Origin of the sequence: Catenibacterium sp. co_0103, assembly GCF_004168205.1 — a bacterium.
In the GTDB taxonomy this organism is placed as follows: domain Bacteria; phylum Bacillota_I; class Bacilli_A; order Erysipelotrichales; family Coprobacillaceae; genus Catenibacterium; species Catenibacterium mitsuoka_A.
In genome coordinates, this window is the sequence record NZ_RCYB01000022.1 from 18,947 (window position 1) to 29,762 (window position 10,816).

The following is a 10,816-nucleotide window of genomic DNA, read 5'->3' on the forward strand; positions in this document are numbered from 1 at the left end:
AATGGCAATACCTGATAAATTTTTATGGGGTGGTTCAATTAGTGCTGCTCAATGTGAAGGTGGATGGGACGAAGGTGGAAGAAGTCCTGTTCAAGTAGATTTTGGAGATTCGGGTTCAACAACAGATATACGTTGGATTCATTACTTAAATGCAGATGGAACAAGAGGAAAAATGAGGCAATTTGAGCATTTACCTAAAGGAGCTAAATATCAATTATTCGATGATATTCGTTATACAAATCATGTTGGTATTGATTTTTATCATCGTTATAAAGAAGATATTGCATTATTTGCAGAGCTTGGTTTTACAACTTTCAATACAACAATTTCATGGGCAAGAGTTTATCCTCATGGAGTAGAAGGAGGGGTCAATCAAGAAGGTGTAGAATTCTATCGTAATGTATTTAAAGAATGTCGTAAATATGGCATTGACCCTGTCATTACATTATATAAATATGACGAACCTGTGTATTTAGAAGAAACATATGGTGATTGGACGAATAGAGAAATGATTCATCAATTTGTTGAATTCGCAAGGTTATGTTTTGGTGAATATAAAGGTTTAGTAGATAAATGGTTAACTTTTAATGAAATTAATATTTTATTACATTTTGATGGTAAAGAAGGAAAACAATTTGCTTTTGAAGAATTACATAATCAAATGGTAGCGGCAGCTAAAGCTGTTAAAGTAGCACATGAAATTGATAAAAATATTTCAGTAGGATGTATGATTGCAGGATTCTGTAGTTATCCATATACTTGTGATCCTGAAGATGTAATTGAAAATTATAAACAATTCCAAGAAAAATTTGCTTATTGTGCAGATACAATGGTAAGAGGATATTATCCGTCTTATGCCAAACGTATTTGGAAGCAGAATAATGTTGTTTTAGATATTAGTGAAGAAGATAAAAAAGATTTGATAGAAGGTAAATCTGACTTCCTAGCTTATTCATATTATATGTCTAACGTAGTAACAACACATAAAGATGCAGGAGAAGCTTTAGATGGTGCAGGAACTTCAGCAAACTTAAAAAATCCATATTTAACAGCATCTGATTGGGGATGGCAAATTGATCCAACTGGCTATGAATACTTTTTACATGTCTTAAATGATCGTTATCAAGTACCTATTTTCGATGTCGAAAATGGTCTAGGAGCTTATGATAAAGTAGAAGAAGATGGCTCTATTCATGATGATTATCGTATTAATTATCACAGAAGTCATATTAAGAGCTTAATGAAAGCAAGAGAAGAAGGCGTTAATATTTTTGGATATACTTCTTGGGCTCCAATCGATTTGGTTTCATTTACTACAGGACAAATGGATAAACGTTATGGATTTATCTATGTAGATATGAATGATGAAGGTAAAGGAGATTTACATCGAAGTAAAAAAGATTCATTTTATTGGTATCAAAAAGCAATAAAATCTGATGGAAAAGACTTAGACTAATAATAAGAACCCTAGAAAATTTATTCTAGGGTTCTTATGGTTATTAAATTTTTGAGGGAGTTACGCTATGATTCTCTTTTTGATTTATGCTATTTATTGTTGATGAGTATTGATAAGAATTCTGTGTAGCTCTCACATTTTATTAACGATTCTATTAATGTATTATCCTCACTGATTTTCTTTAAAGTATTATAAAGCGTATCATACATAATATTGTTTTGATCATAACTAGAGAATACTATGAGAACCTGGAATTCCTGGTCATCATAATTGACAGGTTCTTTAAAGGTGAGAATGATATTATTGGTATTGGAGTTAATAGGAGTATTGAGTTTTAACAAGCCTATACTGTTATTAAATGAATGAAGTGAGTATTTATTCTTGTTTGTAAAATTCGCTTTAACAGACGATTTCATAAGAGGGTATATCTTGCAGAGTGTTTGATAAAGCACTGTAGAAATACCTTTTTTTGTCTTTGCAGATACACTATGTTCAAATAGTTCTGGATGGAAATAGTATACCAAATTTTCTTCGTTGAAATAGTAAGTGAGTTTGCTTTTGATGAAGATGATATCATCCATAGTAATAATATAATTTGTATTTATGACAGGAATATCATAGTTTTTGTGGATAGGAGCATTGGATATAATCAAATCATAATTACTTAAATCCTCTTTTAATAATTCAGGGTAAGAAATACATTTTTGTATAATGAGGTCGTTAGACAAATCTTTCTCTAGCATATTTGTATTATAATTGGAAGCAAAATTTCCCATACAATTAATAAGTAGTACTTTTTTTCGATGATCAGTATGATCAGTTATGATATTGTTGAAAAATATTGTGAAAGATGTGATTTCACTTCGTGATAAGGGAGTATCAGTATATTCTTTAATTCTTTTATTAACTATTTTGGTTAGATAATATGCAAATGGCATATCATCTTGAATTTGATCATAAAGAGGATTTCTTATTTTTTCTTGATATTTTTGCCTTAGTAAAGCTGTTTGGATATAAAGAGATAGTCTGTCATAATAACGATTATCAATATAAATAAGTGTAGATGAATAAATATCATCAAGAATTGTGTGGGTCAGTTTAGAAGTTATTTGGTCTTCCTGATAAATCTTATCGTGAGTTGATCCTTTACAGATTAACATTAATGTTAAAAAGCTCTTTTCAGAATCATTAAAATCCACATCGAAATGTTCTTTTGCAACGCGAGATAAGTCTAGTACAGTATGATATTCTTTAGTATTTTTGAATATTTCGAAATCTTCAAATACTGTGTCAAGTGGATGGCCAGCCATGTTTCTAGCAATGGAAATGGAATAATTGATAAGAATATCCGCTAAACTCAAATCACTGATGTATAGATTGTTGTTTTTTATAATTTCGATAATTTCACGATCTGAAGTATCTAAATATGTATCAAGAAAATCGTAGAATACTTCTCTTTGAGTCATACTCGCAAATACAAGGTCAGCAATAATTCTTCTTCTTTCAAGCTCATTAATATTCAACTTAATACCGTAATTTGGTTTGTGAATTATATGTATATTATATCTAGACAATTCTTTTTTTACATTTATTAAGTCATTTGCAATTGTTGCACGGCTTACTAGAAGGTCATCGGCAATGTCATCCATTTTAATATACTTATCTGATTGTGCTAATAATTTAAGAATATAATTAACTCGATCATGCGGTATATTTGGTACTAGTGCATATGCATCATCGTTTTCATTTTTATTAATAATTTCCTGTAACTTATTAATGATTTCAGGTGTTTTTTCATCAATTATATAACCTTTATTAGGCTTGGAGGTAAAATGAATCTCTAATTCTTTCAAAATGTTTTTGACGTTATTAATTTCCTCTCGTACTGATCTTCTTGATATACCGATAAGTGTAGCTATTTCATAAGTTGATATATAGTCATTTGATGCTAATAAAATTTGAATAATCTTAATTTCGTTGTTTGTTGTTTTCATTTTTTTGATACTCCTTAGTTGAATTATATCATTAAAAATACAAATGTGAAAACGTTTACTCATAAAATAATTAAAATACATAACGTGAAAATGTGATGATATAAAGGGCAAATTCATGTTTTGTTAGTCGGATGGCATAATATGTGCCATCTGATTATATAGAAAACTATGAAAAGACAGTATAATATTAACTTAGACATAAGAGAAAACGTTTACACACAAACGATTCTCAAATCAATTTAAAGGGAGGAAATTTAAAATGTCTACTGAAAAACAGTCCTTCATGGACAAAGTTTTAGAAAAAGTTGACGTTATTGCCGGACCTATGACACGTTTTGGTCAAATTCCATTTGTTCGTGCTATCGTCAATGGTATGGTTGCTGCATTGCCAGTAACTATGGTTGGTTCTATTTTCTTAGTTGTTAATCTATTCTGTTCTGATGGTGGATTAACACAGCATGCATTAATCCCATTTTTAAAACCATGGGCAGCAGATCTTGCTTTAGTAAATAGTTTATCAATGGGGATTATGGCTATCTACATTATTATCGCATTTGGTGCTGAATATGCTGAAATCAAAGGGTTCAATAAAACAACAGGTGCTGTTGGCGCATTCTTTGCATTCATGTTATTGAACTACAATTCAGTTGGTCAGTTAGCTAAAACTGGAGCTAGTGCATTTGAATCAACTTATTGGGGTGGTGCAGGGCTTATTACTACAATGATTGCAGGTGCTATCGCTGTTAACATTATTGATTTCTGTTATAAAAAGAATATCGTAATCAAGCTTCCTGATTCAGTTCCACCAGCAATCTCTGATAGTTTCTCAGCTATCATTCCTTATTTCTTCATCACAATCGTGTGTTGGGGTATCAGAACTCTTGCAGGTATTAATATTCCATCAGCAGTTGGTGAAATCTTAATGCCATTAATCGGAAACGCTGATAATGTATTTGTTTACAGCTTCCAGCAGTTTATGTCCGCTTTACTTTGGATTTGTGGTTTACATGGTGATAACATCACTGGTGCAGTTACAAACGTATTCTTGAATCAGTGGTTAGCAGAAAACAATGCAGTATTTATGGCTCATACAGCTGTCAAAGATCTTCCATATGTTTGGACTCCAAACTTATGTAGATTATCACAGTGGGTATCAAGCTGTTGGCCAATCTTAGTTTATATGTTTATGTCTAGTAAGAAATTACCTCATTTAAAACCATTAGGTTTAATTTGCTTACCACCTGCAGTTTTCTGTATCATTGAACCAATCATGTTTGGTTTACCAGTAGTGATGAATGGTTTCTTGTTAATTCCATTTGTCTTAACTCATACTTTAACTGCTGCATTAACTTATTGGCTAACAAAAATTGGTTTTGTTGGTAAAATGTATATGTCATTGCCTTGGGCAACACCTTCTCCAATTTTAGGATATCTAAGCGCTGGAGGATCTATTGGTGGCTTCGTAGTAGTATTCATTAACTTTGTAATTGGATTAGTTATCTTCTATCCATTCTGGAAAGCTTATGAAAAATCTGAAGTTGCTAAATTAAATACTGAAGAATAATAAATTATAAGGAGGGACTTAACATGGTATGTCCATATTGTCATAAAGAAATACCTGAAGACTCAATCTATTGCTATCATTGTGGGAAAGAACTAAGTAACAAGCAAAAGCACTCTTCAATCAAACTGAAAAAGAATCCACATGAAAATAGTTTTGCCAAGTTAGGTCTTCTCCTCTTCTTTATTGCTTTATTCGGTTTTGACTTTATTCTTGGAACAATTTTTAAAACAGTTGGTATAAATATTAAAATACCATATATGATTAGTACAGTATTATATGTAGGAGCAATTATATGTGGTGCGCTCTCTCTTAATTTAGATAAGAAAGATGAACAAAAAGGCTATCAGCCTACTGGAAATAAGAATTATGCATACATCTCAGTTTTTGCTAGTATGTTTGTTACACTTGCGAATATTGCAACTATTTTGGTGAAGTAGAGGTATAAATTTATGTATTGTAGAAAATGCGGAATGAAGATCAGCGATTCTTCGAAATTCTGTGACCATTGTGGTACAGAGGTTGTCAAAGTAAAACAAAAAAGTTATTCCGAAAAGTATAATGAAAAAAAATCAAAGGAAAAGAGTCACAAAGTGAATAAATTGCAGAAGCATCTCGATATAAAAAATCCATATATAAGTGCAGCTTTATTTGCTTCTGTTGTTGCTTTTATTCTTGCATTCTTCCCATGGAACTATATTTCTAAAGGAATAGGTACAAGTCTCCCTATGAGAATTGCAGTTGTATGTTTCGCGTTACTTGCAGATTATCATGTTACTAAAGCAAAACAAGTAAACAATCTTATTTATAGTAAGCATGGAGTCAGACTAAAAGAGAATGTTGTTTCTCTTACAAGTTTCTTATCAATATTTATTACTGTTATTGGCTTATTTGCTCTATTTACATATTAGGCATAAGCCTTTTTTTATAGGAGGATATTAATAATGAGTATACTATTTTTTGATCCTATTCCTAGACCTGCTATCTGGGGACATACTTTAGTTAGAGATTATTTTGGATATAAGCAATTTCCTGAAGGAATTGGCCAGTCTTGGAGTTTTTCGGCACAGAAAGATGCGTCAACTATATGTTTGTCTGAACCTTTTAAAGGGATGACTTTGAGAGAATTATGGGAAAAACATCAGGAATTATTTGGGCATCCTGGTGAGGAATTTCCAGTTATTATTTCTTTAGTAGCACCTGAAGATGATTTGAGTATTCAAGTTCATCCTGATTCACAAGCTGCAAAGAAATATGGTTATACATTAGGTAAGAATGAAGCATGGTATTTTATTAAAAGTGAAAATAATGCATCTATTGTATATGGACATAATGCAAAAGATGAAAAAGATTTATATAATTATATTAATAATGATAAGTGGGATGAATTGATCAAACATCTTTCTGTTCATACTGGAGATTTTGTTTATCTACCTGCAGGCATTCTTCATGCATTAAAAAAAGGTAGCATTGTTTATGAAATTCAGCAATCTACAGATGTGACTTTTAGATTTTATGATTATCATCGTAAAGATAAGTATGGAAATGAAAGAGAATTACATTTAACTCAAGCTATTGATTGTTTATCATATGATCAGGAAATGATGAAAAATAATATTATGCCTGTTGAAGAAAAAATGGATAATGGTTTAAAAACAACATTTATTTCTAATGATTCATTTACTGTAACTAAATTGGCTATTGAGGGTAATAATATTTATGAAACAGATAATTATCAATTAGCCACTGTTGTAAAAGGTGACGGCGTTGTAGATGGGTTTGATGTAAAGATAGGAGATAATTTTTTAATTCCTCAGCATAGTAAAATTGAGATCGATGGCAATATGATTATTATGATGACAACAAAATAAAGGAGGCATTTTGTGATGAATAAAGATTTCCTATGGGGCGGTGCTTTAAGTAATGTACAAGCAGAAGGAGCTTATTTAGAAGATGGAAAGGGTTTAAATGTTTATGATACGTTGAAAGTAACACCAGAACCAGGTATCGCACCATTATTTTGTGATACAAGTGTTGCTGTAGATCATTATCACAGATATAAAGAAGATATTGATTTGATGGCGGAAATGGGGTTTAAGGCTTATAGATTTTCTATTGTATGGTCAAGAATTAATCCGCTTGGTGATGAAGATGAACCAAATGAAAAAGGGTTAGCTTATTATGAAGATATGATTGATTATCTTCATGAAAAAGGAATTGAACCTGTTGTTTCTCTTGTTCATTTTGATATGCCAGATCATTTACTGAAGAAATATAATGGTTTTCTAAATAAAGATGTTATTGAATTCTATGCTAAACATGTAGAAAGTGTTGTCCAAAGATTAAAAGGAAAAGTTAAATACTGGATTACTTACAACGAGATTAATCTTGCATATGGTATGGGGGATTTAGTAGCTGGTGCAATACTTCCGGAAGGTATGAAAAAAAGTGAAATGTATGTGCAGCTTAGTGTTAATGTTCAAATTGCTCATGCACGTGCTGTAGAAGTAATAAAACGCATTGATCCTGAAGCAAAAGTTGGTGGAATGATTGGGCATGCGCCATTCTATCCACTAACTTGTAAGAGTGAAGATATTATGGCAGCTGATTTTAAAAACAAACTTCATAATTACTTTGCATTTGATACGATGTGCTTTGGTGAATTACCTCAATATTTTATTCAGTATGCATTAAATAGAAATATTAGGTATGATTTTAATGAGAGTGAAAAAGAAGTAATTAAAGCAGCATCTCAGAAATTAGATTATCTTGCTTTTTCATATTATAGAAGTAATGTACAATCTTCATTTGAAGGAATAGAAGATACAAATGAACTAGAAGATGAAATTCTATTTGATGAAAGAAATATGAAAAATCCATACTATACAGCCAATGAATGGGGATGGCAGATTGATGCAGAAGGGTTAAGATATTCACTTGTAGATTTCTATTCGCGTTATCATAAACCGTTGTTTATTGTGGAAAATGGTATTGGAATTGATGAGCATCTAGTTGATGGTAAAGTTTATGATGATGTAAGAATTGATTATTATCAAAAACATATTTCAGCTGTTAAAAAAGCAGTTGATCATGATGGTGTAGATTTAATGGGATATCTTGCATGGTCACCAATAGATTTTTTAAGCAGCCATAAAGAAATAAGAAAAAGATATGGATTTGTTTATGTTGATAGAGATTTTAAAGATTTAAAAGATTTAAATAGATACAAGAAAAAATCATTTTACTGGTACCAAAAGTGTATTGCGACAAATGGGGAAGATTTAGAAAATAATATCGAATATTAAAAGGTGTTCAGAAATGGTGCAAACTATTTCTGAACTTTTTTATACTTTAGTATATCGATTAGTGTTATAACAATTGCTGTTAGTATTTAATGAGAAAAAAGTATATATATGAAACATAGAGGAACTCAAAAAGTAGTAGTCACAGGTGAAGACTTTGGACCAGCTGTAAAGAAGACTATTATTAAACTCAATCAAGTAATTGATTTGATAGATATGAATAACTTAAAGGTAATAGAAGAAAAGAATGGTGTACTTGATGAAATAACAGGTGAAGAAGGAATAATAAGAACAGAAAGAGAAATAATAAATGCTTATATTTCGGATGAATATGGTAATAAAGTGAATACTGCATCTTGTTATGTGGCTATTGAGTTGGCTATATCACCTAGTGTTGGGTCACCGTTTATCTTTCATGCTACTACTCAATTAAACAATTGGTGTAATCCTTATAGAATATATATATATATATATATGGTATGGATGTTAATCCGGATATTGATGTAGAGGGTGATGGTAAATTATGCCCACAATTAGATAAGTGGATTATGAATTCATATAAGGCGGTAGATGGAATAAAGTATGCTTATGGTGAATATAGACCTAGTAGTGATGATAAGAAACATCCTTTAGTCATCTGGTTACATGGATTGGGGGAAGGAGGAACAGATCCTTCTATTGATTTATTGGCAAATAAGGTCACTGTATTGGCAGATGTTCCATTTCAGAAGTGTATGAATCAAGCTTATGTACTTGTGCCTCAATGTCCTACTATGTGGATGGATGATGGTAAAGGTGAATATAAGAGTGATACAAAGGATTCTATTTATACAAAGAGTTTATTTGAACTCATTGATTCTTATGTTAAAGAGAATAGAGATATTGATACAAATAGAATATATATTGGAGGATGTTCTAATGGTGGGTATATGACTATGGAAATGCTTCTCCATTATCCACATTACTTTGCAGCTGCATTTCCAATTTGCGAAGCGTATCATGATGAATATATCACTGACGATCAAATTGATATGATTAAACATATGCCTATCTGGTTTACATATGCGAAAACGGATCATGTGATTGATTATACACTATGTACTGAACCTACAGTGAAAAGACTACTTGCAGCAGGTGCTTCTAATGTTCATGTTTCTGTATTTGATGGTGTTCGTGATACAACTGGACTCTATAAGAATGAAGATGGCTTACCATATATTTATAATGGACATTGTTCTTGGATCTACTGGGATAATAATGAATGTTATGATGGGGATCTTAATGCGTGGGAATGGTTAGGACAACAGGGAAACTAGATTGTTCCTCTTTTTGATATTATGAAACTGCTCATATTTGTAGGCTATATTGTGATAGAATATGATACATATAAAAGGGGAAATTACACATGTATAAATTAATCGCATTTGATATGGATGGTACACTTCTTAATAGTGAAAAGAAGATTTCAGATAAAACAGTAGAAGCTATTAATAAGGCAATAGAGGCAGGTAAGATTGTAATACTTAATACAGGACGATGTCCTGCAGAACTTAAGGAGTATAGAGAAGTGCTGCCAAGACTACGCTATGTGAATTGTGTCAGCGGTGCACTTGTCTATGATTATGAAGAAGAAAGAAGCATCTATGAATCACCATTAAGTGAAGAAGAAGTCAAAACATTGATTCAAATTGGTAAAGAAACAGATGAAATGGTTCATTTAATGGGTATTACATCTGTCGTAGAAAAAGACAAAGTACCACATATGAATGATTATTATATGGGTGTTTACCAGCCAATGTATGAAGAAGTCACTATTAAAGTAGATAACATCAATGACTATTATGTAGGCAATCCTTATTCAGTACATAAACTTAACATTTATCATCATTCAAAAGCTGCAAGAGATCATACAAGAAAAGCTATTAAAGAAGCAGGACTTGAATTAGAGATGAAGGATTCAGAAGCAACAGGTTTAGAAATGAATGCGAAAGGTGTAGATAAAGGAACTGGATTAAAACAGTTATGCCATCATTTAGGTATCTCTATTGAAGAGACTATAGTAGTAGGTGATGCAGATAATGATAAGGAAGCATTAGAAACTGCAGGTCTTGCAGTTGCAATGGGTAATGCGAAAGAGAGTATTAAAGAAATCAGTGATGTAATTGTATCTGATAATGATCATGATGGATGTGCAGAGGTTATAGAGAAGTATATATTAGAGGAGTAAATGCTTCTTTTTTTTGCTGTATTTGAGCTATAAAGAGCGTTAGAGAAATAATACTAAAATTAATTAAAATAAAATTATGTAGCGCAGAAGGGCAAAAAACTCTATTTAGAAATAAATTTTGAATAAAATTCAAAAAATGCTTTACAAACGCTGCGATATTGGGTATTATAGACAGGCAGTCCGGGAGACGGGCTGAGACAGAACATTGAAAACTGAACAGATACACGTCAGATTTATTTGAAAACATTTAATTGATGAGCTGAACATCAGCTCTTC

General features: G+C 31.5%; 10 protein-coding genes and 1 pseudogene. 10 read left to right on the forward strand and 1 reads right to left on the reverse strand.

Going from position 1 to position 10,816, the window contains the following annotated elements:
* Position 1 precedes the first annotated feature (1 nt).
* On the forward strand, positions 2-1,456 hold the full coding sequence (locus EAI80_RS05495; RefSeq protein ID WP_129981246.1) for a family 1 glycosylhydrolase: 1,455 nt from the start codon (positions 2-4) through the stop codon (positions 1,454-1,456).
* A gap of 89 nt (positions 1,457-1,545) precedes the next feature.
* On the opposite strand, the gene EAI80_RS05500 is transcribed toward EAI80_RS05495, so the two are convergent.
* Positions 1,546-3,450, reverse strand: a complete 1,905-nt coding sequence (locus EAI80_RS05500) for a PRD domain-containing protein (protein WP_161220288.1) — start codon at positions 3,448-3,450, stop codon at positions 1,546-1,548.
* Between the two features lie 259 nt (positions 3,451-3,709).
* On the opposite strand from EAI80_RS05500, the gene EAI80_RS05505 reads away from it, so the two are divergent.
* The 9 genes and pseudogenes from EAI80_RS05505 to EAI80_RS05540 all read left to right on the forward strand — a co-directional run bounded on the left by EAI80_RS05505 (position 3,710) and on the right by EAI80_RS05540 (position 10,540).
* On the forward strand, positions 3,710-5,014 hold the full coding sequence (locus EAI80_RS05505; RefSeq protein WP_129981248.1) for a PTS transporter subunit EIIC: 1,305 nt from the start codon (positions 3,710-3,712) through the stop codon (positions 5,012-5,014).
* Positions 5,015-5,037: 23 nt separating this feature from the next.
* Positions 5,038-5,451, forward strand: coding sequence for a zinc ribbon domain-containing protein (locus EAI80_RS05510; protein WP_129981249.1), 414 nt, complete (start codon positions 5,038-5,040; stop codon positions 5,449-5,451).
* Positions 5,452-5,463: 12 nt separating this feature from the next.
* Positions 5,464-5,528 (forward strand): annotated as a pseudogene (locus EAI80_RS13945) (zinc-ribbon domain-containing protein); the annotation flags it as partial.
* Positions 5,529-5,604: 76 nt separating this feature from the next.
* Positions 5,605-5,922 carry a hypothetical protein gene (locus EAI80_RS05515; protein WP_238634445.1) on the forward strand — a complete coding sequence of 106 codons (318 nt, stop codon included), beginning with the start codon at positions 5,605-5,607 and terminating at the stop codon, positions 5,920-5,922.
* A gap of 33 nt (positions 5,923-5,955) precedes the next feature.
* Complete coding sequence (locus EAI80_RS05520) at positions 5,956-6,882, forward strand: type I phosphomannose isomerase catalytic subunit (RefSeq protein ID WP_129981251.1); 927 nt, start codon at positions 5,956-5,958, stop codon at positions 6,880-6,882.
* A gap of 15 nt (positions 6,883-6,897) precedes the next feature.
* Positions 6,898-8,316, forward strand: coding sequence for a glycoside hydrolase family 1 protein (locus EAI80_RS05525; protein WP_129981252.1), 1,419 nt, complete (start codon positions 6,898-6,900; stop codon positions 8,314-8,316).
* A gap of 108 nt (positions 8,317-8,424) precedes the next feature.
* Complete coding sequence (locus EAI80_RS05530; RefSeq protein WP_129981253.1) at positions 8,425-8,820, forward strand: hypothetical protein; 396 nt, start codon at positions 8,425-8,427, stop codon at positions 8,818-8,820.
* Positions 8,793-9,629, forward strand: coding sequence for a prolyl oligopeptidase family serine peptidase (locus EAI80_RS05535; RefSeq protein ID WP_129981254.1), 837 nt, complete (start codon positions 8,793-8,795; stop codon positions 9,627-9,629). Before EAI80_RS05530 ends, EAI80_RS05535 begins: the two co-directional genes overlap by 28 nt.
* Before the next feature lie 89 nt (positions 9,630-9,718).
* On the forward strand, positions 9,719-10,540 hold the full coding sequence (locus tag EAI80_RS05540) for a Cof-type HAD-IIB family hydrolase (protein WP_129981255.1): 822 nt from the start codon (positions 9,719-9,721) through the stop codon (positions 10,538-10,540).
* The last annotated feature ends 276 nt before the right edge of the window (positions 10,541-10,816 follow it).